Annotated in this window: 22 protein-coding genes, 1 tRNA gene, 1 pseudogene and 1 riboswitch; of the genes and pseudogenes, 17 read left to right on the forward strand and 7 right to left on the reverse strand. The window is 65.8% G+C overall.

All coding sequences use genetic code 11. The features are described 5' to 3' along the window. Positions 1-56 precede the first annotated feature (56 nt). The 14 genes from SARO_RS03410 to SARO_RS03475 all read left to right on the forward strand — a co-directional run bounded on the left by SARO_RS03410 (position 57) and on the right by SARO_RS03475 (position 14462). Entirely contained in the window at positions 57-617 is a 561-nt protein-coding gene (locus SARO_RS03410; protein ID WP_011444344.1) for a YqgE/AlgH family protein, read from the forward strand. Between the two features lie 51 nt (positions 618-668). Then, positions 669-802: riboswitch (SAM-I-IV-variant riboswitch) on the forward strand. Positions 803-847: 45 nt separating this feature from the next. Next, positions 848-1753: a homoserine O-succinyltransferase gene (gene metA, locus SARO_RS03415; RefSeq protein WP_011444345.1), complete on the forward strand. Its 906-nt coding sequence runs from the start codon at positions 848-850 to the stop codon at positions 1751-1753. A 181-nt stretch (positions 1754-1934) separates the two neighbouring features. After that, on the forward strand, positions 1935-2138 hold the full coding sequence (rpmI, locus tag SARO_RS03420) for a 50S ribosomal protein L35 (RefSeq protein WP_011444346.1): 204 nt from the start codon (positions 1935-1937) through the stop codon (positions 2136-2138). A gap of 13 nt (positions 2139-2151) precedes the next feature. Beyond that, entirely contained in the window at positions 2152-2514 is a 363-nt protein-coding gene (gene rplT / locus SARO_RS03425; protein ID WP_011444347.1) for a 50S ribosomal protein L20, read from the forward strand. A gap of 333 nt (positions 2515-2847) precedes the next feature. After that, positions 2848-3531, forward strand: coding sequence for a helix-turn-helix domain-containing protein (locus SARO_RS03430; RefSeq protein WP_143004764.1), 684 nt, complete (start codon positions 2848-2850; stop codon positions 3529-3531). 45 nt (positions 3532-3576) lie between these two features. Next, a complete protein-coding gene (gene pheS, locus SARO_RS03435) occupies positions 3577-4677 on the forward strand; it encodes a phenylalanine--tRNA ligase subunit alpha (protein ID WP_011444349.1) in 1101 nt (366 codons plus the stop codon). Continuing rightward, positions 4674-7064: a phenylalanine--tRNA ligase subunit beta gene (pheT, locus tag SARO_RS03440; RefSeq protein WP_011444350.1), complete on the forward strand. Its 2391-nt coding sequence runs from the start codon at positions 4674-4676 to the stop codon at positions 7062-7064. The genes pheS and pheT overlap by 4 nt, the downstream gene beginning before the upstream one ends. A 76-nt stretch (positions 7065-7140) precedes the next feature. After that, complete coding sequence (locus SARO_RS03445; RefSeq protein ID WP_011444351.1) at positions 7141-8664, forward strand: peptide chain release factor 3; 1524 nt, start codon at positions 7141-7143, stop codon at positions 8662-8664. 60 nt (positions 8665-8724) lie between these two features. Next, positions 8725-9597: an alpha/beta fold hydrolase gene (locus tag SARO_RS03450; RefSeq protein ID WP_011444352.1), complete on the forward strand. Its 873-nt coding sequence runs from the start codon at positions 8725-8727 to the stop codon at positions 9595-9597. A gap of 8 nt (positions 9598-9605) precedes the next feature. Beyond that, positions 9606-10343 (forward strand): endonuclease/exonuclease/phosphatase family protein, encoded by a 738-nt coding sequence (locus tag SARO_RS03455; RefSeq protein WP_011444353.1) that lies wholly within the window; start codon positions 9606-9608, stop codon positions 10341-10343. Between the two features lie 175 nt (positions 10344-10518). Further along, positions 10519-10857, forward strand: coding sequence for a P-II family nitrogen regulator (locus SARO_RS03460; protein WP_011444354.1), 339 nt, complete (start codon positions 10519-10521; stop codon positions 10855-10857). A gap of 35 nt (positions 10858-10892) precedes the next feature. After that, positions 10893-12212, forward strand: a complete 1320-nt coding sequence (locus tag SARO_RS03465) for an ammonium transporter (protein WP_041550071.1) — start codon at positions 10893-10895, stop codon at positions 12210-12212. Positions 12213-12393: 181 nt separating this feature from the next. Continuing rightward, positions 12394-13512, forward strand: a complete 1119-nt coding sequence (locus SARO_RS03470; protein ID WP_011444356.1) for a pyridoxal phosphate-dependent aminotransferase — start codon at positions 12394-12396, stop codon at positions 13510-13512. Beyond that, the gene (locus tag SARO_RS03475; protein ID WP_011444357.1) at positions 13509-14462 is read left to right on the forward strand and encodes a prephenate/arogenate dehydrogenase family protein; all 954 of its coding nucleotides are present in this window, start codon (positions 13509-13511) and stop codon (positions 14460-14462) included. The genes SARO_RS03470 and SARO_RS03475 overlap by 4 nt, the downstream gene beginning before the upstream one ends. On the opposite strand, the gene SARO_RS03480 is transcribed toward SARO_RS03475, so the two are convergent. The 5 genes from SARO_RS03480 to ftsE are packed head-to-tail and all read right to left on the reverse strand — an operon-like array spanning position 14459 to position 18674. Further along, positions 14459-15751: an NRAMP family divalent metal transporter gene (locus SARO_RS03480; protein WP_011444358.1), complete on the reverse strand. Its 1293-nt coding sequence runs from the start codon at positions 15749-15751 to the stop codon at positions 14459-14461. The two genes, SARO_RS03475 and SARO_RS03480, sit on opposite strands and share 4 nt — an antisense overlap. Further along, entirely contained in the window at positions 15735-16451 is a 717-nt protein-coding gene (locus tag SARO_RS03485) for a lysophospholipid acyltransferase family protein (RefSeq protein ID WP_234007404.1), read from the reverse strand. Before SARO_RS03485 ends, SARO_RS03480 begins: the two co-directional genes overlap by 17 nt. Next, complete coding sequence (locus tag SARO_RS03490; protein ID WP_011444360.1) at positions 16433-16981, reverse strand: YdcF family protein; 549 nt, start codon at positions 16979-16981, stop codon at positions 16433-16435. The genes SARO_RS03485 and SARO_RS03490 overlap by 19 nt, the downstream gene beginning before the upstream one ends. Then, the gene (locus SARO_RS03495; protein WP_011444361.1) at positions 16978-17913 is read right to left on the reverse strand and encodes a cell division protein FtsX; all 936 of its coding nucleotides are present in this window, start codon (positions 17911-17913) and stop codon (positions 16978-16980) included. Before SARO_RS03495 ends, SARO_RS03490 begins: the two co-directional genes overlap by 4 nt. Continuing rightward, on the reverse strand, positions 17910-18674 hold the full coding sequence (gene ftsE / locus SARO_RS03500; RefSeq protein WP_011444362.1) for a cell division ATP-binding protein FtsE: 765 nt from the start codon (positions 18672-18674) through the stop codon (positions 17910-17912). The genes SARO_RS03495 and ftsE overlap by 4 nt, the downstream gene beginning before the upstream one ends. Positions 18675-18822: 148 nt before the next feature. Here ftsE and SARO_RS21645 point away from each other — a divergent pair. The 3 genes and pseudogenes from SARO_RS21645 to SARO_RS03510 all read left to right on the forward strand — a co-directional run. Continuing rightward, positions 18823-18918 (forward strand): annotated as a pseudogene (locus tag SARO_RS21645) (MJ0042-type zinc finger domain-containing protein); the annotation flags it as partial. 285 nt (positions 18919-19203) lie between these two features. Beyond that, a complete protein-coding gene (locus tag SARO_RS21650; RefSeq protein ID WP_324608755.1) occupies positions 19204-19707 on the forward strand; it encodes a hypothetical protein in 504 nt (167 codons plus the stop codon). Between the two features lie 129 nt (positions 19708-19836). Continuing rightward, positions 19837-19923, forward strand: a tRNA-Leu gene (locus tag SARO_RS03510). A gap of 180 nt (positions 19924-20103) precedes the next feature. On the opposite strand, the gene SARO_RS03515 is transcribed toward SARO_RS03510, so the two are convergent. Then, on the reverse strand, positions 20104-21021 hold the full coding sequence (locus SARO_RS03515) for an SDR family NAD(P)-dependent oxidoreductase (RefSeq protein WP_011444364.1): 918 nt from the start codon (positions 21019-21021) through the stop codon (positions 20104-20106). A gap of 72 nt (positions 21022-21093) precedes the next feature. Further along, the gene (gene putA / locus SARO_RS03520) at positions 21094-24537 is read right to left on the reverse strand and encodes a bifunctional proline dehydrogenase/L-glutamate gamma-semialdehyde dehydrogenase PutA (RefSeq protein WP_011444365.1); all 3444 of its coding nucleotides are present in this window, start codon (positions 24535-24537) and stop codon (positions 21094-21096) included. Positions 24538-24539 lie beyond the last annotated feature (2 nt).

Consider the following 24539-nt stretch of genomic DNA (forward strand, 5'->3'; position numbering starts at 1 on the left):
CGTCCACACCTTGCGCCATCTCGCAATCCCACCTCGTGCTTCCTATCTCACGCTGCATGAGTGAAGCCGAATACCTTGGCGGCCGCCTGCTGCTTGCCATGCCCGGAATGGGCGATCCGCGATTCGACCACGCCGTGATCGCGATGTGCGTACACGACGAACATGGCGCGCTGGGTATCGGCGTCGGCCACGTCCGCGAAGGCATCACGCTGCACGGCCTCCTCGAGGATGTCGGGATCGACCCCGGCCTTGCCCCCGACATGCCCGTCCTCAACGGAGGCCCGGTCGAGACCGCACGTGGCTTCGTTCTCCATTCCGACGACTGGGGCGGCGAGGGCAGCGTTACCGTCAATGGGCTGTGCTGCCTGTCTGCATCGCTCGACATCCTTCGCGCGATAGCCGAAGGCCGGGGGCCGAGCCGCTTCGTCATCGCGCTCGGCTATGCCGGATGGGGCGGCGGCCAGCTCGAGGGCGAGATGCGCCGCCACGGCTGGTATGCGGCGCAGGGCCGTCCGGAAATCCTGTTCGAGACACCCACAGGTCGCCGCTGGACCCAGGCATGGAAGCGTGAGGGCATCGACCCCGCCCACCTCGTCGGCCAGACGGGTAGCGCCTGAGGAACAGGGAAGGCCCGCAGTTGCAAGGCCGCTCAAAGCCCTCTACATAACCCCCAACATCGAGAGTTGGGGTGACGCTCCAACGCCAACCTGCCGTTCCGGGCAAGGTGGTACCCGATCCGCAAGGCGGCCCCGGCCGAATTGCGAAAGGGGATGTGGCCGATCCGGCAACCAAACGGACACGGACACCTTGCAGCGTCTTCCCCACCAGATTGCAGGAAGACGCAGAAGTGCCGATCAGGATTGCCGACAATCTCCCCGCCCGCCGCACGCTGGAAGCCGAGGGCGTGATCGTGATGAGCGAGACCGAGGCCGCACGCCAGGACATCCGGCCGATGCGCATCGCCCTTCTCAACCTGATGCCCGACAAGATCACCACCGAAACGCAGATCGCCCGTCTTCTCGGCGCGACGCCGCTGCAGGTGGATCTCGAACTGGTCCGCATTTCCGACCACGTCAGCAAGAACACCTCGGCGGGGCACATCTCGGCCTTCTACCGTCCGTGGGATGACGTCCGCGCCGAGAAGTATGACGGCCTGATCGTCACCGGCGCGCCGGTCGAGACGATCCCATACGAGGAAGTGAGCTACTGGGACGAGTTGCGGCGCATTTTCGACTGGTCGCAGAGCAACGTTCACCGCACTCTGTCGGTCTGCTGGGGCGCCATGGCTGCGCTCTATCACTTCCATGGCATCGAAAAGCACGGCCTGCCGACCAAGGCGTCCGGCGTGTTCCGTCATGTCAATCATGCCCCCGCGAGCCCGTGGATGCGGGGTTTGCCCGACGTGTTCGACGTGCCCGTCTCGCGCTGGAGCGAGGTCCGCCGCGAGGACCTGCCCGAAGGGCGGGGCTTGTCGGTGCTGGCCGACAGCGCCGAGACCGGGCTGTGCCTGATTGACGATCCGGCCATGCGCACGCTGCATATGTTCAACCATCTCGAGTACGACACGCTCACCCTTGCAGGCGAATATGCGCGGGATGAAGGCAAGTATCTTCCGCGCAACTATTTCCCCGGCGATGACCCGCAGGCGATGCCTGCCAACACGTGGCGTGGCCACGGGCACCTGCTGTACGGCAACTGGATCAACGAGACGTATCAGACGACGCCATACGATCTCGCAGACATTGGAAGGTAACCGAACGGGGGGAACATAAGGGGCCGGGCCGGAGCGACACCTCCGACAAGGACTCTCTTCCCTTGCCTTTCCGCGCCGCTTCGCCTAACGGCCCCACCTTCAACCGACACGGATTCGATGATCGGCCTGGCCACAAGGGCTGCCAAGGCAGATCGGACGCGTCGAAACACAGGAGACGAAAATGCCCAAGCTCAAGACCAAGAGCGGCGTGAAGAAGCGCTTCAAGCTCACGGCTTCCGGCAAGGTGAAGCACGGCGTTGCCGGCAAGCGCCACCGCCTGATCAGCCATAACGCCAAGTACATCCGCCAGAACCGCGGCACTGAAGTGATCTCCGACGCCGATGCGAAGGTGATCAAGAAGTGGGCGCCCTACGGGCTGAACTGAGGAGCGCTGACTTATGAGCCGTATCAAGCGTGGTGTTACCACCCGTGCAAAGCACAAGCGGATTCTGGATCAGGCGAAGGGCTACCGTGGCCGTCGCAAGAACACCATCCGCGTCGCCCGCCAGGCCGTCGAAAAGGCCGGCCAGTATGCCTATCGTGACCGCAAGGTTAAGAAGCGCAGCTTCCGCGCCCTGTGGATTCAGCGCATCAACGCCGCTGTCCGCGCCGAAGGCCTTACCTACTCGCAGTTCATCCATGGCGCCAAGCTCGCCGGTATCGAACTCGACCGCAAGGCGATGGCTGACCTGGCGATGAACGAGGGTGCGATCTTCAATGCGGTGATCGCGCAGGCCAAGGCAGCTCTTCCGGCTGCCTGAACCGGCTGCCGCATCGCCGGCACGAAATAAGAGGGCGGGTTCTTTCGAGAACCCGCCCTTTTCGGTTGCGTCGCGTGCAAGCGGGGAGCAGTATAAATCCCAAGCAGGCATGATTTATAAGAAGCGGGGCGCACATTGATCGAGGACTGTTCAGTCCGGGTCCGTTTTCATCAGCCGCCGCCGCGGCTCGCCCGCTATTTCACTACGTTCTATCTTACCGAGCTCGATGTCCCGGGTGGTGGTCGCGTTACCGACCATCTTCATCCAGAATGGGCAAACCTGCGCTTCTGCCAGGGCGACCTTCCCGAATCAGAGCTGCCCGGCGCTCCGCCAATGAGCGGCGTTTCGACAATCGCGACCGGCCCCACCAGCACGACCTTGCGCTTTACCGTCGGCACGACCCGGATTTGGGGCGTCGGCCTCCTGCCGCTCGGCTGGGCGCGCTTCGTCCAGGCTGACGCCCACCTTCATGCCGACCGCGTGTACGATGTGGAGGCGGAACCTTTCCTGTCGTCTTTCCGTAAGCTTGGGCGAGGCGTCTTTGCAGGCAATCCCGACGAAGCAGGGGAATTGGATCGCATCACCGCGTTTTTCGAGCGCGCGCTCGATAATCTCCTCGACGACGACCCGCGCATCCTCGCCTGCCACGCGGCGCTGGTGGATGCGGAAGTATCGACCGTGAGTGAAATGGCCGAGGCCGCGCGCTTGCCAGCGCACACGCTGGAGCGGATCTGCCGCCGCAACTTCGGCTTCACGCCGCGCCTGTTGCTGCGCCGCCAGCGCTTCATGCGCAGCCTCGTCCAGTACATGATGGACCCGTCGCTGCGCTGGATCGGCGCGATCGACAGCCATTACCATGACCAGGCCCAATTCGTGCGCGACTTCCATCGCTTCATGGGTATGAGCCCGCGCGAATATGCCGGCCAGCCCAAGCCGGTGTTGCAGGAAGTCATGCGCGCGCGGCAGGCGTTCGTCGGCGCGGCGGTCCAGGCGCTCCATGCGCCGGGGCGCGGATAAGTCCACACTTTGATTCTCTCGCGTTTGCGGCTAGCGGCTGCGCGCATGGAACAGCTCGATCAACAGCAGGCCGAAACGCTTTCGGCCATCGCGCAAGCGGCCACGCCCGAAGCAGTGGAGGCGATCCGCGTCTCGGCGCTCGGCAAGCAGGGGTGGGTCAGCGCCCTGCTCAAGTCGCTGGGCGGAATGACCCCGGAACAGCGCCAGAGCGAAGGCCCGAAAATCCACGCCGCGCGTGAGGCCGTGACAACAGCCTTGGCCGAACGCAAGTCTGCGCTCGAAGGGGCAGCGCTCGAAGCGCGCCTCGCTGCCGAAACGGTGGACCTCTCGCTCCCCGCGCCCGACCTGGCGAAAGGGTCGGTCCACCCCGTGTCGCAGGTCATGGACGAGCTGGCCGAGATCTTCGCGGACATGGGCTTCGCCGTGGCCAGCGGGCCGGAGATCGAGGACGACTGGCACAACTTCACCGCGCTCAACATGCCGGAAACCCACCCGGCGCGGGCGATGCACGATACCTTCTACTTCCCCGACAAGGACGCGGAAGGCCGCTCGATGCTGTTGCGCACGCACACCTCGCCGGTGCAGATCCGCTCGATGCTGAAAGCGGGCGCGCCCTTGCGCATCATTGCGCCCGGCCGTGTCTACCGCTCGGATTCCGACGCGACGCACACGCCGATGTTCCACCAGATCGAAGGTCTCGTCATCGACAAGGGCATTCACCTCGGTCACCTCAAGTGGACGCTGGAGACCTTCCTCAAGGCCTTCTTCGAACGTGACGACATCGTCCTGCGCCTGCGACCCAGCTACTTCCCCTTCACCGAACCATCGGTCGAAGTCGACGTCGGCTACACACTGGTGAACGGAAAGCGAGTCGTCGGCGGCAGTGGCGATGCGGACAACGGCGGCTGGATGGAAGTTCTGGGCTCCGGCATGGTCAACCGCAAGGTCATCGAATTCGGCGGCCTCGATCCCGATGAATGGCAGGGCTTCGCTTTCGGCACCGGTGTCGATCGCCTTGCCATGCTCAAGTACGGCATGGACGACCTTCGCGCCTTCTTCGATGGCGATGCGCGGTGGCTCGGCCACTACGGTTTCGGCGCACTCGACGTGCCGACCCTTTCCGGCGGTGTTGGAGTACGCTCGTGAAGTTCTCGTTCTCGTGGTTGAAGTCGGTCCTCGATACCAAGGCCGATGCGAAGCTGATCGCGGAAAAGCTGACCTCGCTGGGTCTGGAGATCGAAAGCGTCGAAGACGCTTCGGCCGCGCTCAAGAGCTTCCGTGTCGCCCGCGTGTTGACGGCGGAAAAACACCCGCAGGCCGACAAGCTGCAGGTTCTTTCCGTTGATCTGGGGGATGGCAATCCCCTCCAGGTGGTGTGCGGCGCGCCAAATGCGCGGGCTGGCTTAGTCGGCGTGCTGGGCCTGCCCGGGGCGGTGGTGCCCGCCAACGGCATGGAACTGCGCAAGTCCGCGATCCGCGGCGTCGAATCCAACGGCATGATGTGCTCGACGCGCGAGCTGGGCCTTGGCGAAGAGCATGATGGCATCATCGAACTGCCCGGCGACGCTCCGCTTGGCACGACCTTCGCTGACTATCTCGGGTCGGACCCGGTGTTCGACGTGGCGATCACGCCCAACCGCCCGGACTGCATGGGCGTGTACGGCATCGCCCGCGATCTTGCTGCAGCTGGCCTCGGCGTGCTCAAGCCCATCGCCGCCCAGTCTGTCGCGGGCAGCTTCCCGTGCCCGGTCGAAGTGCGCACCGACGATCCCGAAGGCTGCCCCGCGTTCTACGGCCGGGTCATTCGCGGCGTCCGCAACGGTCCGAGCCCGAAGTGGCTCCAGGACTACCTGAAGAGCGCCGGACAGCGTCCGATCTCGGCATTGGTCGACATCACCAACTACGTCATGCTCGGCTATGGCCGCCCGGCCCACGCCTATGACGTGGCGAAGCTTTCGGGTGCGGTGGTTGCCCGCAAGGCGCGCGAAGGCGAAACCTGCCTTGCCCTCAACGGCAAGGAATACGGGCTTCAGCCGTGGATGACGGTCATCGCCGACGATGCCGGCGTGCACGACATCGCCGGGATCATGGGCGGCGAGCATTCGGGCTGTTCAGATGAGACGACTGACGTCCTGCTCGAAGTTGCCTATTTCACCCCCGCCAATATCGCCCGCACCGGACAGGCGCTCGCGCTCACGTCCGACGCGCGCGGGCGGTTCGAGCGCGGTGTCGACCCGGCGTTTCTGGACACGGGCCTCGATCTGCTCACCAGCCTGATTCTCGAGATCTGCGGTGGCGAGGCCAGCGAGGTCGTCCGCGCGGGCGAACCGCCGCTGGCACGCAAGGCCTTGGCCTACGATCCCGATCTTGCCGGCAATCTCGGCGGCATCGATGTCGCCGCTGCCGAACAGAAGCGGATTCTCGGCGCGCTCGGCTTCGACGTGGCCGATGACTGGACCGTCGCGGTCCCGACGTGGCGTCCCGACGTCGCCGGCCCGCCTGACATCGTCGAGGAAGTGATCCGCGTCCATGGGCTCGATGCTGTGCCCTCGACCCCGCTACCCCGGGCCGATGGCGTGGCCAAGCCGACGGCGACGCCGGCGCAGATGCTCGAACGCCGCGTCCGCCGTGCGGCTGCCTCGCGCGGGCTGCACGAAGCCGTCACCTGGTCCTTCCTGCCTGAGGCCGAAGCCGCGCGGTTCGCCGACGGCGAAGCGTTGTGGTCTCTGGCAAACCCGATCTCCGAAGACCTCAAGGTCATGCGGCCTTCGCTCCTGCCCGGCCTGTTGTCGGCCGCCCAGCGCAACCTTCACCGCGGCGCGACCTCGATCCGCCTGTTCGAGATCGGCCGTCGCTACCTGCGCGGTGCGGGTGGGGCGAGTGACGAGAAGTTGAGCCTTGCCGTCGTCCTCGCTGGCGATCGCATCGCCCGGGGTTGGGCCTCGGGCAAGGCGCAGCCCTTCGACGCCTTCGACGCCAAGGCAGAAGCGCTGGCTTTGCTCGCCGAAGCGGGCGCGCCGGTCGACAACCTCCAGGTCATGGGCGAGGCGGGACCGCAGTTCCATCCCGGCCAGTCGGCCACGCTGCGCCTCGGCCCCAAGCAGGTTCTGGCGCGCTTCGGCATGCTTCATCCGGCCACGGCCCGGGCCTTCGACCTCGATGGTCCGGTCGCGGTGGTAGAACTCTTCCTCGACCGGATTCCGGCGAAGAAGGGGGCGGGCCAGTTCGCCCGCCCGCACTATGCCCCGCCCGCGCTCCAGGCCGTCACCCGTGACTTCGCATTCCTCGTGGATGCCTCAGTCCCGGCCGGCGATCTGCTGCGTGCGGTGAAGGGTGCGGACAAGCAGGCCATCGTCGCCGCGCGTGTGTTCGACGACTTCCGGGGCCAGGGTGTTGCGGAAGGTCAAAAGAGCCTCGCCATCGAAGTAACCTTGCAACCGGTGGACAAGTCCTTCGACGAAGCCGCGCTCAAGGCGATTGCCGACAAGGTCGTCGCTGCTGCGGGCAAACTGGGAGCGGAACTGCGCCGATAGCTCGGCGCAGAGCCGCCTTCCCGGCGACGGCCACCGTGGCCGCCAGCCTGCGCTCCTTGTCTGAACCGAGTACCCGATGACTTCCAACCGCCGCACCTTCGCCATCATCTCGCACCCTGACGCCGGTAAGACCACGCTTACCGAAAAGCTGCTGCTTCAGGGCGGCGCGATCCATCTGGCCGGCGAGGTCAAGGCGCGCGGTGCGGCCCGTCGCGCCCGTTCCGACTGGATGAAGATCGAGCAGCAGCGCGGCATCTCCGTCACTTCCTCGGTGATGACCTTCCAGAAGGACGGCATCGTCTTCAACCTGCTCGATACCCCGGGCCACGAAGACTTTTCGGAAGACACCTACCGCACGCTGACCGCCGTCGACTCCGCCATCATGGTGATCGACGCGGCCAAGGGTATCGAGCCGCAGACGCGCAAGCTGTTCGAGGTCTGCCGCATGCGGTCGGTTCCGATCATCACTTTCGTCAACAAGGTCGACCGCGAGGGGCGTTCGGTGTTCGAAACGCTGGACGAGGTGGCCGACGCGCTCGCGCTCGATGTCGTTCCGATGTCCTGGCCCATCGGCATGGGCGGCGTCTTCCAGGGCGTGATGAACTTCGCGGACGAGACCATCGCCCGTCCCGAAGGCGACAGCCGCGAGTTTCTCGGCAAGCGCGAACCGGCAATCGACATCCCTGATGACGTCGCCGAGGAAATCGAGCTTGCCCGCGCCGGCTATCCCGAATTCGATCTCGAAGCCTATCGCCACGGCGACCTGACGCCGGTCTACTTCGGCTCCGCGCTCAAGAATTTCGGCGTGGCCGAGCTGATCGATGCCATTGCCAAGTACGCACCGCCGCCGCGCCCGCAATCGTCCGACATTGGCACGGTCGACCCGGAACGGCCCGACGTCACGGGGTTCATCTTCAAGGTCCAGGCCAACATGGACCCCCAGCACCGCGACCGCATTGCCTTCATGCGCATGGTCTCGGGCACGTTCCGGCGCGGCATGAAGCTTACGCCTTCGGGGCTGGGCAAGCCGATCGCGATCCATTCGCCGATCCTGTTCTTCGCGCAGGACCGCGAGATCGCCGATACTGCCGAGGCCGGCGACATCATCGGCATTCCGAACCACGGCACCCTGCGCGTGGGCGATACCCTGTCGGAAAAGAACGACCTGCGCTTCACGGGCCTGCCCAACTTTGCGCCGGAAATCCTGCGCCGCGTGGTGCTCAAGGATCCGACCAAGACCAAGCAGCTAAGGAAGGCGCTCGACGACCTGTCCGAGGAAGGGGTCATCCAGGTGTTCTATCCGGAGATCGGCAGCCAGTGGATCGTGGGCGTGGTCGGCCAGCTCCAGCTCGACGTGCTCGTCTCGCGTCTTGAGGCGGAATACAAGGTCGAGGCCGTGCTGGAACCCTCGCCATTCGACACTGCGCGCTGGCTCAAGGGGAGCGAAGCTGCGCTCAAGTCCTTTGCCGATTTCAACGTGTCGAACCTTGCCAAGGATCGCGACGGCGACCCGGTGTTCATGGCTCGCTCGGCCTGGGACGTGGGCTACCAGCAGGAACGCAACCCCGAACTCACCTTCTCTGCGACCAAGGAAAGGTAGTTCCGCCTTAGTCGGCCCGGGGGGTTGAAACCGCAGGGCGAAGGGCGCAGTTAGCCTCCCATGCAGTTACTCGGTCCGACCTCGAACACCTTCATCTCCCAGCGCTTGCGCCTCCACTACGTGGACTGGGGCAATGCCGACAAGCCGCCGCTCCTGCTGGTGCATGGCGGGCGCGACCATTGCCGTTCGTGGGACTGGACGGCAGAGGCGCTGCGCGAGGACTGGCACATCATCGCGCTCGACCATCGCGGTCATGGCGATAGCCAGTGGACCCAGGACGGCAACTACCGCACGATGGACCTCGTCTATGACGTGGCCCAGCTTATCCACCAGCTAGACCTGGCACCGGTGACGATCGTCTCGCACTCGTGGGGCGCCAACACCAGCCTGCGCTATGCCGGCCTGTTCCCCGAGAACGTGCGCAAGATCGTGGCGATCGAGGGCCTGTTCCCCACGCCCGAGCGCGAGGCTCTGATGAAGGACGTGCCCTTCGCTCGCCGCGTGCGCGAATTCATCGTCGAGAAGCGCAAGGCCGCCGGTCGCCTGCCCCGCCGCTACGCGACGCTGGAAGACGCTTACGCGCGCATGAAGGGTGAAAACCCCTACCTGACCGACGCCCAGGCCCGGCACCTGACGCTCCATGGCATCAACCGCAACGAGGACGGCACCTTCAGTTGGAAGTTCGACCCGCATCTCAATGTCGATGGCGCGCCCTATGACATCAGCACCGACCAGCGCAACGAACTGTGGGGCGCGATCACCTGCCCGACGCTGCTGCTGAACGGCGCGGATTCGTGGGCCGGAAATCCGGACAGGAACGGCATGGCGCAACATTTCCGCAATGCCCAAGTGGTCGAATTCGAGAATGCCGGCCACTGGCTCCACCATGACCAGTTCGACCGGTTCATCGCCACGCTCAGGGATTTCCTCTGAGTGTCGGCGTGAAACTGAAGGTCGCCAGCTACAACATCCACAAGGGCGTCGGGCTTGACCGCCGCCGCGATCCGGACCGCATCCTGACTGTCCTGCGCGAGATCGACGCCGACGTCATCGCGCTTCAGGAAGCCGACCGCCGCTTCGGCCTGCGCGAGGCGGTGATCCCCCGCGCCATGCTCGATGACCACAGCCCCTGGCGGGTCGTCGAACCCGGTCACTACGATCGCGCCCGTACCAGCAGCAGCATGGGCTGGCACGGCAATGCCCTGCTCGTCCGGCGAGACATCGAAGTCATCGATGCCTGCGCCGTGCCGCTGCCCACGCTTGAGCCGCGCGGGGCGGTCTGTGCCAGCCTTCGTCTTGCCGGCCATGTCGTGCGGGTACTCGGCATGCACCTCGACCTTTCGGGCCTGCGTCGCCGCCAGCAGATAGAAACGATCTGCGGCCATATCGAGGACCATCCCGAGCGCGGTCATGCAGTACTCATGGGCGATTTCAACGAATGGTCGCCATCTGGCGGCGCGCTTTCGGCTTTCGCCGATCACCTGCGAGTCCTCGCGCCGGGCCGCAGCTTTCCCTCGCGACGGCCAGTGGCGCAACTGGACCGGATCGTCGTCAGCGACGGGCTGCATGTCGACGCGGCGGGCGTCCACCACAGCCCGCTGGCGGCAGTCGGCTCGGATCATCTGCCCGTCTGGGCTGAACTCCGGCTGCCCGGAAACGAAGCAGACTGCCCTGCTTAAAATTTAGGCAGCAAATAGGGCCTGCACAAGATTCGAGCGGCCCAAACGCCGCCGACAGGGAAAATCGTTCCCCCGCATGACTGTTTCTCAGCGATTTTCGGATTTGGCACACCCCTTGCTTAAATGATCCTGCCGGCAGGTCGCCCGGCGCGAAGGGCCATGAAAGGGGGCATGAATGAAATTCATCATCGCCATCATCAAGCCGTTCAAGCTCGACGAAGTGCGTGAAGCGCTGTCGGGTCTGGGCGTTGCTGGGATGACGGTGTCGGAGGTGAAGGGCTTCGGTCGGCAGAAAGGCCAGACCGAGATCTACCGAGGCGCCGAATATTCGACCAACATGCTGCCGAAGGTGAAGATCGAGATCGCCGCCAGCGACGATCTCGCGCCGCAGATCGTCGAGACGATCCAGCAGGCCGCCAGCACCGAGGCGATTGGCGACGGCAAGGTGTTCGTCCTCGATCTCGCGTCCGCGACCCGTATCCGCACCGGCGAAACCGGGGACACCGCGCTTTGAGCGTGCCTTCCATTTCCGACCTTAGGGGAACCAACATGATCCGCAAGATGATCGGTGGCTTGGCGGGAACGGGCGCTTCGCTCTTCGCTGCCACGGCTGCTCACGCGCAGGAGGCCGCAGCGGCCACTGTCGACAAGGGCGATACCGCCTGGATGCTGACTTCGACAATTCTCGTGCTGATGATGATCCTGCCGGGCCTGGCGCTGTTCTACGGCGGCCTGACCCGGACCAAGAACATGCTCTCCACGATGACCCAGATCGGCGCCGTCGCGTGCTTCGCGATGCTGCTGTGGGTCATGTACGGCTATGGCCTTGCATTCGGCCCCGAAGGCAACGCCTTCATCAGTTGGGGCAAGTGGTTCCTTGCGGGCGTTACCCCGGCAAGCCAGGCCGCGACCTTCACTGCGGGTGTCGAAATCCCGGAATACGTGTTCATCTGCTTCCAGATGACGTTTGCGGCGATCACAATCGCGCTGGTTCTCGGCTCGGTCGTCGAACGCATGAAGTTTTCGGCGGTGATGGCGTTCGCGGCCGTGTGGCTGACCATCGTCTACTTCCCGATCGCACACATGGTCTGGGCGGCGGGCGGCCTGTTCTTCGACATGGGCGCTCTGGATTTCGCCGGCGGTACGGTCGTTCACATCAACGCTGGCGTCTCGGCACTGGTGGCCTGCCTTATCCTCGGCAAGCGCATCGGTTTCCAGAAGGACATCATGGCGCCTCACTCGCTGACCATGACCGGCATCGGCACCGGCCTGCTGTGGGTGGGTTGGTTCGGCTTCAACGCCGGTTCGGCGCTTGAAGCAAACGGCTCGGCTGCGCTTGCCATGATCAACACTTTCGTCGCCACCGCTTCGGCCGGTCTGTTCTGGATGCTTGCCGAGCGTCTTTCGGGCCACAAGGGTTCGGCACTCGGCTTCTGCTCGGGCATCATCGCCGGCCTCGTCGCCGTGACGCCTGCCGCCGGCAACTCTGGTCCTTTCGGCGCGATCGTTCTCGGTGGCCTCGCCTCGGTCGTCTGCTTCTACATGGTCACCGTGGTGAAGCCCAAGCTTGGCTATGACGACGCTCTCGATGCTTTCGGCATCCATGGCGTCGGCGGCATGATCGGCGCGGTCGGTACCGCAGTCGTCTATGCGCCCTCGCTGGGTGGTCCGGGCGCCGCCGACTACGACATGGGCGCCAAGCTCGTCGTCCAGATCATGGCGGTCGGCACCACCATCGTCTGGGCCGCGATTGGCACGGTCGTCGCCATGTACGTCGCCAAGGCTCTGACCGGCCTGCGGGTCACCGAAGAAGTCGAACGCGAAGGCCTCGACCTCGGTGAGCATGGCGAGCGCGCCTACAACTACTGATTAACCGAATTGGCGGGGTGGGGGAGACAGATCCTCTCCCTCTCATCTCCCACCCCGCCAAGCCTTGTTCCTCCTGCGAACAGACTGAAGGCCGGAAGCGCTAGCCCGCTTCCGGCCCTTTTTTGGTGAGGCCGGTGCCATTGCCTTGCCGGGAACCCCCACAAACTCTAAGGCGCGGGCCATGGCAAACGCTCCGCAACTCCCGGCATCTCCTCAGCCCAAGGACTGGATCCTCGGCATTCACGCCTATGTCCCCGGCAAGTCGACCGGCAAGGACGGGCAGGTGCTGACCAAGCTGTCGGCGAACGAAAATCCGCTCGGGACAAGCGCCGCCGCGCTCGAAGCGCGGGCACATGCGGGCGATCCGGCGCGCTATCCTGATCCTGACAGCAAGGATCTTCGCGCCGCCATCGGCGAAGTCCACGGCATCGATCCATCCCGGATCGTCATGGGCACCGGTTCTGACGAACTGCTCAACCTGGCCGCGCAGGCCTATGCCGGCCCCGGCGATGAAGTGCTCTACGTGCGCTACGGCTTCTCGGTCTACGACATCGCCGCGCGCCGCTGCGGGGCAGTGCCTGTCGTTGCGCCCGACGCCGATTACGGCACCGATGTCGATGCGCTGCTCGCCTGCGTGACCGAGCGTACGCGCGTCGTCTTCCTTGCCAATCCGAACAACCCGACTGGAAGCTGGTTGCCCCGCGAAGAGGTTGCGCGGCTCCACGCGGGTCTGCGCTCCGACATCCTGCTGGTACTCGACGGTGCCTACGCCGAGTACCTTGATCCGGCGAACGATGATGGCGCCCTCGACCTGGCGGTCACCGCCTGCAACGTTCTGGTCACGCGCACGTTTTCAAAGATATACGGCCTTGCCGGGGAGCGTATTGGCTGGGGCACCGGCCATCCGGCCATTGTCGATATGCTCAATCGGATTCGCGGTCCTTTCAACATCTCGCTGACCGGACAGGCTGCAGGCCTTGCCGCTGTTCGCGATCAGGCCTTTGTTGAAGCCTCGCGCCGCCACAACGCACATCAGCGCACGCGGTTCGTCGGCAAGCTCGAAGCCCTCGGCAATCACGGCGTCCGCCCGTTGCCCAGCCAGGCGAACTTCGTGCTGATCCTGTTCGAGGGCAAGGTGACTGCCGAAGACGTTTACCTCGGCCTCATGGACTACGGCTACATCACCCGCTGGCTGCCGGGGCAGGGCCTGCCCCAGGCGCTGCGCATCACCATAGGCACCGAGGCGCAGATGGACGAGATCGCCGATGCCATCCGCCGGATGTGCGAGGCTGCACGGTGACGGGCGCTTCGTTCGGACAGGTTACCATCGTGGGCCTGGGCCTGCTTGGCGGGTCGATCGGACATGCGGTGCAGGCTTACCTGCCAGGCACGACGGTAGTTGGCTATGACGCCGATCCCGACGTGCGCGAGGCCGCGCGCGGGCTGGGTCTTGCCCACCGCATTGCCGACGAAGCGGGCGAAGCGGCGATCGGATCCGACCTCGTGATCTTCTGCGTGCCGGTGGGCGCGATGGGCGCTGCCGCGGCCGCGATAGCGCCCGGCCTGTCGGTCGAAGCGCTGGTGAGCGACGTGGGCTCTTCGAAGGCGACTGTCGCCGCCGCGCTGGCTCAGGCGCTGCCGGGACATCACGTGATTCCCGCCCACCCCGTCGCGGGGACCGAGCGGAGCGGGCCGGAGGCCGGCTTTGCCGCGCTGTTCCGCAACCGCTGGTGCATCATCACTCCGCCCGCAGACGCCGACCCTGTGCTGTTGGCGCGGCTTGTGGCTTTCTGGGAAGCGCTCGGCGCGCGGGTCGAGACGATGGACGCGGACCATCACGACAAGGTCCTTGCGGTCACCAGTCACCTGCCGCACCTTATTGCCTATACCATCGTCGGCACGGCCTCGGACCTCGAGCAGGTGACCCAGAGCGAGGTCATCAAGTACTCGGCCGGCGGCTTCCGCGACTTCACCCGCATCGCCGCTTCGGACCCGACGATGTGGCGCGACGTGTTCCTGACGAACCGCGAAGCGGTGCTGGAGATGCTCCAGCGCTTCACCGAGGACCTGACCGAACTGCAGAAGGCCATCCGCAAGGGCGATGGTGCGTTCCTGTTCGATCACTTCACCCGCACCCGTGCGATCCGCCGTGGCATCATCGAGATGGGCCAGGACGATGCGCGGCCCGACTTCGGCCGCAGCGACCATAATGGAGACGGCCAGGGAAGCGGCGGCGGGGAACCTGCCTAGACAGCGATGAACAGCAGGGCGACGAAGGTCATCACGGCCGTCGACGCCCAGCCGCCAAAAGCGAGGCCGCCGGAAATCGTGAGGTCGCCCATGATCTTGCGGTTCGATGCGATCAGCATGGTCACGATCATCAGCGGCGGGGCCAGCAGCCCGTTGACGACCGCCGACCAGTAGAGCGCGCGCATCGGATTGATGTCGAGGAAGTTCATGGCGACGCCCGCCAGGGTGGCCAGCGCTATGACTGCGTAGAAGGCCTTGGCCTCCTGCGGGCGGCGGTTCAGCCCCTCGTTCCAGCCGAATGTCTCGGCGACGGCATAGGCAGCCGAGCCGGCGAGAATGGGTACTGCGAGCAGTCCGGTACTTACGATGCCGAGCGCGAAGAGGGCGAAGGCCAGTTCCCCGGCAAGCGGGCGCAAGGCGGCTGCGGCCTGAACAGCGCTGTCGATCTGGGTGATCCCTGCCTGGTGGAGCGTTGCCGCCGTCGCGATGACGATCATGATGGCGGTGAGGTTGGAGAAGGTCATGCCGACCAGCGTGTCGGTGCGGATGCGTCGCAGTTCCGCGCCGGCGGTCCGGGGCGAGATCATGAGCGGCTTGACGTGGCGGCGATGCTGCTCCTCCACTTCCTGCCCGGCTTGCCAGAAGAACAGGTAGGGACTGATCGTCGTGCCCAGCACGGCGACAAGCGCCATGACGTTGTCCTTGTTGACGTGGAAACTTGGGGCCATCGTGCCGATGATCGCGGACCGCCAGTCGACTTCCGCCAGGATCACCACCGCGAAGTAGGAGAACAGCGAGAGCGTGGTCCACTTTAGGACCGAGGCATAGCGTTCGTAGGAAACGAAGACTTCCAGCAGGATGCTGGCCACGCCGAACGCGATCGTCGCGGGCAGGACCGGACCCGGCAGGATCAGGGCAAGCGCGGCGCCCATCGCGCCGAGATCCGCGCCGAGGTTGAAGATGTTTGCGACGAGAAGCAGGATGACCATGAAGCGCAGCAGCGCGGGCGGGTAGTGCTCCTTGAGATTCTGCGCGATGCCGACGCCGGTGCTGGCGCCCACGCGGGCGCAGATTTCCTGGATCGCGGCCATGAGCGGCAGGCTGAACAGGAGCGCCCAGGACAAGGTATAGCCGAACTGCGCGCCGACCTGGCTGTATGTGCCGATGCCCGAGGGATCGTCGTCCGCCGCACCCGTGACAAGGCCCGGGCCGAGAACGGATAGAGCCGACCGTGGTTCGTTGTCCTGCTCCTGTTCCCCGTCGGGCAAAAGGTTATCGGTTGAGGGCATTGATCGCCGCCTCGACGCGGGTCTCCACCTCGTCACGCGGAAGACCGGGGGGGATCTCCTCGCCAAAGCGATAGCGGATGGTCCCGGACAGCTTCCAGCGACGGTGGTACAGCGGCCCGCTGTCGACCGCCACGGGGATCACAGGCAGGCCGAGCAGCTTGTAGATCCCGGCAAATCCGGCCTGCAACTTGCGCCGCTCGCCATGCGGAACGCGGGTGCCTTCGGGGAAGATGACGAGCGGGCGGCCCTCGGCGATGAGGCGGCGCGCTTCGGTCAGCATGATCCGCAGGGCCTTTGCCCCGGCCTCGCGCTCGACCCCGATGAGGCCGTAGTTGCGCCCGGCGGCCCCCCAACCCGGAATGCGCAGAAGCTCTGCCTTGGCGAAGACGACGGGTAGCTGGAAAAGCCACGGAAGGTCGATCGCTTCGAAGAACGATTCGTGCCGGATCGCGTAGAGGACGTTCGGCTTGAAGACCGGATTTTCCAGGTTCACACGAATGCCCAGCAGATAGCGACAACACAGGCGATGCCACCCACTCCAGCCGCTGACGACCACCCGGAACGTCGGACGCGAAACGCGCATGGACAGGATCGAACCCAGCACGAACAGCACCGAGCCGACATAGAAGGCGACGTAGAAAGCTAGACTGCGCAAGGCCGAGATCATGAACCGCAAGACCGTCACCATCCGATCAGCCATGCCGCGAGCCGAGCGACCAGCTTGTTGTATTCGATGAAGAGGATGCGGAAACTGGGGCGGGATACCACCGCGTCCTCGACGATGACGAGATCCTTCGGCGCTTCCTGGGCGAGGTCGAACGCCGCCCGGCGCATGTGCCAGTCGGTGGTGACCAGACGGACCGAGCGAATGCGGTTCGTCTGCATCCACCTTGCGGATTCCACCGCGTTGGACCGGGTATCGACCGCATCGTAGCCCAGCACGATGCAGCAGGTCATGAGCCTTGAGGGCACGTCGTACTCGACCGCGAATTCGCGCGGCCGGACTTCCCGATCGACGCCCGAGACGAGCAGCTTGCGGCCAGCGCCGGTTTGAAGCAGTCGCAGAGCATGGGGGATGCGGCCGCTGCCTCCGGTGAGGACGACGATCCCGTCGGTGCGCGCGGGTTCCGCCGCAGGGCGCGGAAGGAACACGGCGAACCAGATGAAGCCGAGCGCCCAGGCGATCATAAGCAGCGACAGGAGTCGCCGGAAGATGCCGTGCCGGGTCATAACATGCGCCTTAGCGCGCCGAGCACGGACAGGCGCGCAGTAAGCACCGCAAGCAGGACGCCGCCGACCGGGATGCAGCAGATCGTCAGCCAGTCGAGTGCCCCGAGGCCGCCCGCAGTCATCATGCCGGAACCAAGGGCGGCGAACTGGCTTCCCAGCAGCCCGGTGACCGCGACGCCGAGCAGCAACCCGCCGATGCCGCCCGCAGCCGCATCCACGGCCATCGACCGCTGGAAGATGCGGGCGATCTGGGCATCCGTTGCGCCAAGCATGTGGACGATCTCGATCGTGCTGCGGTGGTTTCCAAGGGCATTGCGCGAGGCGAGCAGCACGGTGGCGATGGTCGCGAATGCGAGCAGTGCGATAAGCCCTCCCGCCAGCCATTGCAGGGCGGCGATGGCTTCGAACACGGGGGCCAGCCAGCTTGCCTGCGCATCCACCCTGGCGGCGGGGGCAACCGGGCGAAGGCGCGCGCGCAGGGCTTCGACGCGCGCCGGATCGGCATTGCCTTCAAGTCGCAGGTCGATGAGCGCGGGGACGGGCAGGTCGTTGACATCGTCGCCGGCCCTGGTTCCGAGCCAGGGCTCGACCAGTGCATCCAGTTCCTGCTGCGGGACGAGGCGGACAGAGCCGACGCCGGGTGTCTTTCCCAGCACGCCCAACGCAGCGCGAGCCTGGCGGTCGCGCTCTGCCGGGGCGCCGTGAACGATCTGTACAGTGACCCCACCCGAGACGTCGGCACTGGCTGCACGCGCCGTGTTCCGCAGAGCGAGGCCGCTTGCGGTGGCGACCACGGTGAGGCCGATCATTATGCCGATGACCCACGGCATCGGGCCGGAAATCCGGCTTTGCGGAAGGAGGCGGTTTTCCGCGCTTGCCCGGTCGCGCCAATCGCCGCGCAGGCCGTCCACAATTGCGGGAAGACCGCTCATGCGCCCAGAACACCGGGCTGCGCCATTTCCGGGCGGGGCGAGGCGGCGCTGCGCCGGGGCGGATAGCGCAGCGCGCCGGTCGGGTCGAACAGGCGTCCCTTGTCGAGCCGCATGATCAGCGATTCCGGCACCTTCTGGATAAGGTGCACGTCGTGGGTGGCGACCACCACCGTCGTGCCAAGCCGGTTCAGCGCTTCGAACAGGCGCAGCAGCTTGACCGCCATCTCCGGATCGACGTTGCCGGTGGGCTCGTCGGCCACAAGCAGATCGGGCCGGCCGATTACCGCGCGGGCGATGGCGACGCGCTGCTGTTCCCCGCCGGAAAGGGTTGCAGGGCGTGCATGGCTGCGGTCGCCCAGGCCGACCCAGTCGAGCATGTCCGTCACTGGCCGGACGATGTCCCTTTCCGCGACCCCGGCAACGCGAAGTGGCAGCGCCACGTTGTCGAACGCGGAGAGGTGCGGGACGAGGCGGAAATCCTGGAACACCACGCCCAGCCTTCGGCGGAAGCCGGGCAGGCGTTCGCGCGGCAGGGTGATCGCATCGGTGCCGAACATGCGGATCAGCCCCCGCGAGGGGCGCTGTGCGAGGTAAAGCAGCTTCAGCAGGCTGGTCTTGCCGGCGCCCGAGGCACCCGTGAGAAAGTAGAAGCGGCCGGGGTAAAGCGTGAACCCGACATCTGTCAGCACTTCCTTCCCCGTGCCGTAGCGCAGGCCGACGTTGTCGAAATGGACAATCTCCGCGTCGTCTTGCTGGCTCATGAGGAGGAGACTGTACCCGATTGCTACGCACGGTTTGTTACGCACAAAGGGCTATAGGCCGCAATCCATGTGGAAAAAAGGCCGTTGGAGCGTTTCTTCCATACACGGCCTATTGTTTCGACAGGCACGGCCATGCTTAACCCGAAGCATGATCATTGCGTGCCCAGCCTGCTCGACGCGCTATGTCGTTCCCGACAGTGCGATCGGCGTGGACGGCAGGACCGTGCGGTGCGCGCGGTGCCGCCATTCGTGGTTTCAGAACGGACCTGAACTGCCTCCGCGAGCCGAAGCTGCTCCGCTTGCAGATGTGCCGCCGGCTGCGCAGCCTGCCGATAGTGGGGCGCAAACGGTTCAGGCAGCGGTGGCGGAGCCTGCCCCGGCACCGGCCTCGTCCCCGTCCCCAAGGGAGCCGGAACCTGCCGCTCCCATCCGGGCGGTCGCGACCGAGGCGGAAGGCGCGCCTGCCTATGCTGCAGCCGCTCAGGCGGCCGAACAGGAACCGCCGACCCCTCCACCGCTGCCGCACGCAATGCGGCGCACTGCGGCGCCTGTCGCACCGGTCGAGGATGCGTCGCCCTTCGATCATCAGCCGCCTTTCCGGCCGCGCCGCAATCCGACGAAGATGTGGACGATCGCCGCCGTGGCTTTCGCGCTGACGCTTGCCGGGCTCGGCGGTGCGGCATGGTACTTCGGCCTGCCCCAATGGTTGCCCGGTGCCGGCCAGACCTTCGGGGCGGATCGCCCGGATCTGGAGCTGTCGTTCCCGCCCGAGAAGCAGGATCGTCGCCAGTTGCCCAATGGCACCGAGTATTTCGGCGCCAGCGGCATGGTCACCAATACCGGCAAGGCCGTGCGCGCGTTGCCTGCGATCCTGATCGTGCTGCGCGATTCGCGCGACAAGGTGGTGAAGACCTGGGAAGTGCCGCCGCCGCAGGACGAACTGGCCCCGGGCGAGAGCGTGACGATCAACGCTGCTGTGACCGACGTCCCTAGGTCGGCGAAGGTTGCGGAGATCGGCTGGAAGCCGGATTGATCCCGTAAACTTTCAAGGCATCGAGAAAAAAGTCTCGATCCTTGTTGCGCCCCGCAAACTCCTTTGCTAGGGGCGCGCTCCTACCCCCCACGGGGAGCCTTTCTTCGGTTTGGCACCCCGTCTGATTTTGCGGTCGTGGCGGAATTGGTAGACGCGCAACGTTGAGGTCGTTGTGGGCGAAAGCCCGTGGAAGTTCGAGTCTTCTCGACCGCACCATCACCAGTAGAGACGAGTGATCCTGCCCTCGGGCAGGTCCTTGCTAAACCCATTCGAAACTTTTTTCAGGACTGGCGGAACCCGCGCGGCAACGGCCGAGTTGTTGCTGCAGGATGAGACGCATGACCCTATCGGGGGGCGCCGGGCACAGCACCCGGTGCCCCCTTTTTCTGTGGTGCGTCAGGTGAGGTCGGCAAGGCCGATCTGCTGCCCTTCTGCTGCCGCCTTGTTGGCCGCGCGGCGCAAGGCTTCGATGTGCAGGCGCCCCTCGGGGATAACCTCCTGCGGTAGTGCCGCGAGCGACGTGCGATAGATCTCCTCGAAGTCGTCGGCGAATTCGCCGTGGGTCAGGATGAGGCCACGGTTCTCGATCATGCCGGCGAGCGTCTTTTGCCCGACCTCAAACGGGTCCATGCCCAGCTCGAATGCGGTGCCGAACTGTTCCAGCTCGGTGGCGTCTGCGGGCTTGAAGCCCGATTCGGCGAAACTGTCCGGGCGCTTGAGCGCGCTGGTCCAGGCGTTGGTGCGGGTCAGGCCGGGGCACATCAGGGAAACGCCGATGCCGTGCGGGGCGAGGTTGTAGCGCAGGCATTCTGTCAGGCCGCGCACCGCGAACTTGCTGGCGGTGTAGATGCCTGCCTGTGGCCCCGAAAGGTAGGCCGCCATCGAGGCGACGTTTACCACGTGGCCACCCTCGCCATGGGCCTTCATGCCCGGCAGGAAGGAGACGAGGCCGTTGACCACGCCACCGAAGTTCACCCCCATGATCCAGTCGTAGTCGTCATAGCTGGCCTCGTCGGTGGGACCGAAGACGCTGACGCCTGCGTTGTTGACGAGAACGTGGACCTTTCCAACTTCGGCGGCGACTTGCGCGAACCGGGCGCGGTCGGTCACGTCGAGACGGACGAAGCGGGCGGGGGCAAGGCCGTTGTCAGCCAGCCAACGGGCGGCGTCGTCGCGGTCCTCGTCCTTGCGGTAGGTGAGGATGAGATCCATGCCCGCGAGCGCGAAAGCCCGCGCAATGCCGAAGCCTATGCCGTTGACGCCGCCGGTAATGAACGCGGTCTTGCCTGTGAAATCACGTGTACTGCCAGTCATGTGTCATTCCTCTTCCGTTTGGCAGCCTAACAATTGGGAGGAATGCGGGCAACCGGCGCAAGTGAAACGGCATCAGGCCATGGCCATCAGGCTGGCGTTGCCGCCAGCGGCGGTGGTGTTGATCGAGAGCGACACCTCGGCCACCAGCATCGTGTCGTCGTCCGCAGAGGCAAGGACAGGTGCGATGGGCCCGTCGAGGGCCGCCACGGCCTGCTGGAAAGAGAGGATGAACGCCGCGTCGCCTTCGACAAGGGCGCGGGCGAAGGGGCCTTGCGCCTGCCAGCCATCGTCGGCCGCGATGGGTGTGCCGCCGAGCCGTTCGACGCGGCTGGTGAGGGCGGCAAGGCGCTCTGGCGACTGGGCGGCGACAAGGACCCGGCCTACGGGGCGCAGGGCGTAGATGTTGCGTTCGCCGACGGGGCCAGGCAGTTCGCGCTCAGTCAACTCCAGTGCGGGTGCGGCAGGGGCGCTGGCGACAAGGCGGCGCAGGTAAAGCGGGCCGCCTGCTTTCGGGCCCGTGCCGGACAGGCCGTGGCCGCCGAACGGCTGGACGCCGACCACCGCGCCAATGACGTTCCGGTTGACGTAGATGTTGCCAGCATGGGCCTTCGCCGTAACGCGGGCGACCGTCTCGTCGAGGCGGGTGTGGAGGCCGAAGGTCAGGCCATAGCCCCAGGCATTGATGCGCTCGACCATGGCGTCCATGTCGGCTCGGCGGAAGCGGATGACGTGGAGGACCGGCCCGAAGACCTCGCGCGTGAGGAGATCGGGGGCGGACAGTTCGATGATCGTCGGGGCAACGAAAGTGCCCTCGTTGGTGGCGGTGCCGAGCGGCAGGCGGTGGACTGGGCAACCGGCAGCTTCCATGCGGGCGACGTGCGCCTCGATCGCTTCGCGCGCCTCGGCGGCGATGACGGGGCCAATGTCGGCGCTGAGGCGGTCGGTCGGACCGACCGTGAGTTCCGCCAGCGCGCCGCGCAGCATGGCGAGGACGTGATCCGCAACGTCCTCCTGGAGGCACAGGACGCGCAGGGCCGAACAGCGTTGGCCCGCGCTGTCGAAGGCAGATGCGATCACATCGGCCACGACCTGTTCGGCAAGCGCGGAACTGTCGACGATCATCGCGTTCTGGCCGCCGGTTTCGGCAATCAGAGGGATCGGGCGGCCCTCCGCGGAAAGCCGGGTGGCGAGCTGGCGCTGGATCAAACGGCCGACTTCCGTCGATCCGGTGAAAAGCACGGCGGCGATTTCCGGCGCAGCGACCAGTGCGGCTCCGATGGCGCCGTCTCCCGGCAGGAATACGAGGGCATCGTCGGGTACGCCCGCTTCATGGAGGATGCGCACGGCTTCAGAGGCAATGAGCGGCGTTTCTTCGGCAGGCTTGGCGAGGACCGGGTTGCCCGCCATGAGCGCGGCCGCCACCTGGCCGGTGAAGATGGCGAGGGGGAAGTTCCACGGGCTGATGCACAAGGCGACCCCGAGAGGCCGCGAACCGGACATGGCAGGCGCCTGGCTGGCGTAATAGCGCAGGAAATCCACAGCCTCGCGCACTTCGGCAATGGCGTTGGACACGGACTTTCCAGCCTCGCGCACGATCAGCGCGATGAGTTCGGGCATAGCCGCCTGCATGGCGTCTGCCGCGCGTTCCAGGATCATGGCGCGGGCGGCTACGGGCGTCGCGCTCCAGCGCGAGGCTGCGGCGAGGCTGGCTGCCATGCCAGCAGCCGCTGGTGCGGCCTCGCTGACGTGGCCAACTACATCCCTGTGGTTCGCCGGATTCAGAACCGGGCGCGGATTGACGTGGGGCAGGTCGGCGGACGGGTGGGCGTGACGCGAATGGGCGGAAATCGCCTGGAATCGGTCCGTGAGGGCGGCGAGGGTGCTTTCGTCCGCAAGGTCGAGACCGCTGCTGTTGCGGCGGTCGGGATAAAGCGCGGCGGGAAGGGCGATCAGGGGATGGGGCGCGCCGGGATCGGCATCAGCGGCAACCTGCGCCACGGGATCGGCAACGATTTCATCGACCGGCACGTCCGGGTTGGCGATGCGGTTGACGAATGAAGAGTTCGCGCCGTTTTCCAGCAAGCGGCGGACGAGGTAGGCCAGCAGCGTTTCGTGCGTGCCGACCGGCGCGTAGATGCGGCAGGGGCGGTCCAGCTTGTCCTTGCCGACAACCTCGTCATAGAGCGGTTCGCCCATGCCGTGGAGGCACTGGAACTCGTAACGGCCAACAGCAAAGTCCGGGCCTGCCATCTCGTGGATGGTGGCGAGTGTCTGGGCGTTGTGGGTGGCGAACTGGGGGAACACGACGTCGGTCGCGGCGAGCAGCCGGCGGGCACAGGCGATATAGGCGACATCGGTGTGGGCCTTGCGGGTGTAGACCGGGAAGCCGGACTGCCCGTCGACCTGCGCACGCTTGATCTCTGCGTCCCAATAGGCGCCCTTGACGAGGCGGACCATGATCCTGCGGCCCGACCTGCGGGCAAGATCGACAATCCAGTCGATTACGAAGGGGCAGCGCTTGCCGTAGGCCTGGACGACGAAGCCCAGTCCGTTCCAGCCTGCAAGCTCCGGGTCCATCGCCAGCTCTTCGAGCAGGTCGAGCGAGAGTTCGAGGCGGTCGGCCTCTTCGGCATCGATGTTGAGGCCGATGTCGTAGCGCAACGCGAGATAAGCCAGCGCCTTGAGACGGGGCAGGAGTTCGGCGAACACGCGGTCCTGCTGCGCGCGCGCGTAACGCGGGTGCAGCGCGGAGAGCTTGATCGAGATGCCGGGGCCTTCGTAGACGCCGCGACGTGCGGCGGCCTTGCCGATTGCGTGGATGGCGGCCTGGTAATCTGCATGGTAGCGGGCGGCGTCGCTTGCAGTCATGGCCGCCTCGCCCAGCATGTCATAGCTGTAGCGGAAGCCACGATCCTCGAGCGGACGGGCGCGCTTCAGCGCCTCGTCGATGGTCTCGCCGGTGACGAACTGTTCGCCCATCATGCGCATGGCGAGGTCGACGCCGCGGCGGATGACAGGTTCGCCCGCACGGGCGATGAGGCGGGTGAGGGCCGCGCCAAGGCCGGTGTCGTCGACGCTGGAGGCAAGCTTCCCGGTGACGACGAGGCCCCACGTCGCGGCGTTGACGAAGAGCGAACGGTCGCCGCCGAGGTGCGCCAGCCAGTCGCCTCCCGCGATCTTGTCGCGGATGAGATCGTCGCGCGTATCGTTATCGGGAATGCGCAACAACGCCTCGGCAAGACACATCAGGGCGACGCCTTCGTGCGTCGAGAGGGCATACTCCTGCACGAGTTGCTCCACCCCGTTCCCGCGCGGCTTGGCGCGCAGGGCCTCGACCAGCTTGCGTGCCAGCGCCTGTGCCGAAGCCCGGGTTGCCTGTGGCAAGGTTGCTTCCGGCAGGAGCATGACCATGCACTCGCGTTCCGCGCGGCGGGTGGCGGCGGTAATCGCCCGGCGCAGGTCGGAGGGCACGGAATGGCGGGGCGCGAATGCGGCGAAGGGCGCGGTCTGGGTCATGG

It is taken from the genome of Novosphingobium aromaticivorans DSM 12444 (assembly GCF_000013325.1).
GTDB lineage: Bacteria > Pseudomonadota > Alphaproteobacteria > Sphingomonadales > Sphingomonadaceae > Novosphingobium > Novosphingobium aromaticivorans.

Coding starts and splice junctions, on each gene's coding strand:
- SARO_RS03410 (WP_011444344.1), top strand. CDS start 57: ATGAGTGAAGCCGAATACCTTGGCGGCCGCCTGCTGCTTGCCATGCCC.
- rpmI (WP_011444346.1), top strand. CDS start 1,935: ATGCCCAAGCTCAAGACCAAGAGCGGCGTGAAGAAGCGCTTCAAGCTC.
- rplT (WP_011444347.1), top strand. CDS start 2,152: ATGAGCCGTATCAAGCGTGGTGTTACCACCCGTGCAAAGCACAAGCGG.
- SARO_RS03430 (WP_143004764.1), top strand. CDS start 2,848: ATGAGCGGCGTTTCGACAATCGCGACCGGCCCCACCAGCACGACCTTG.
- pheS (WP_011444349.1), top strand. CDS start 3,577: ATGGAACAGCTCGATCAACAGCAGGCCGAAACGCTTTCGGCCATCGCG.
- SARO_RS03445 (WP_011444351.1), top strand. CDS start 7,141: ATGACTTCCAACCGCCGCACCTTCGCCATCATCTCGCACCCTGACGCC.
- SARO_RS03450 (WP_011444352.1), top strand. CDS start 8,725: ATGCAGTTACTCGGTCCGACCTCGAACACCTTCATCTCCCAGCGCTTG.
- SARO_RS03460 (WP_011444354.1), top strand. CDS start 10,519: ATGAAATTCATCATCGCCATCATCAAGCCGTTCAAGCTCGACGAAGTG.
- SARO_RS03465 (WP_041550071.1), top strand. CDS start 10,893: ATGATCCGCAAGATGATCGGTGGCTTGGCGGGAACGGGCGCTTCGCTC.
- SARO_RS03470 (WP_011444356.1), top strand. CDS start 12,394: ATGGCAAACGCTCCGCAACTCCCGGCATCTCCTCAGCCCAAGGACTGG.
- SARO_RS03480 (WP_011444358.1), bottom strand. CDS start 15,751: ATGCCCTCAACCGATAACCTTTTGCCCGACGGGGAACAGGAGCAGGAC.
- SARO_RS03485 (WP_234007404.1), bottom strand. CDS start 16,451: ATGGCTGATCGGATGGTGACGGTCTTGCGGTTCATGATCTCGGCCTTG.
- SARO_RS03490 (WP_011444360.1), bottom strand. CDS start 16,981: ATGACCCGGCACGGCATCTTCCGGCGACTCCTGTCGCTGCTTATGATC.
- SARO_RS03495 (WP_011444361.1), bottom strand. CDS start 17,913: ATGAGCGGTCTTCCCGCAATTGTGGACGGCCTGCGCGGCGATTGGCGC.
- ftsE (WP_011444362.1), bottom strand. CDS start 18,674: ATGAGCCAGCAAGACGACGCGGAGATTGTCCATTTCGACAACGTCGGC.
- SARO_RS21650 (WP_324608755.1), top strand. CDS start 19,204: ATGCGGCGCACTGCGGCGCCTGTCGCACCGGTCGAGGATGCGTCGCCC.
- SARO_RS03515 (WP_011444364.1), bottom strand. CDS start 21,021: ATGACTGGCAGTACACGTGATTTCACAGGCAAGACCGCGTTCATTACC.
- putA (WP_011444365.1), bottom strand. CDS start 24,537: ATGACCCAGACCGCGCCCTTCGCCGCATTCGCGCCCCGCCATTCCGTG.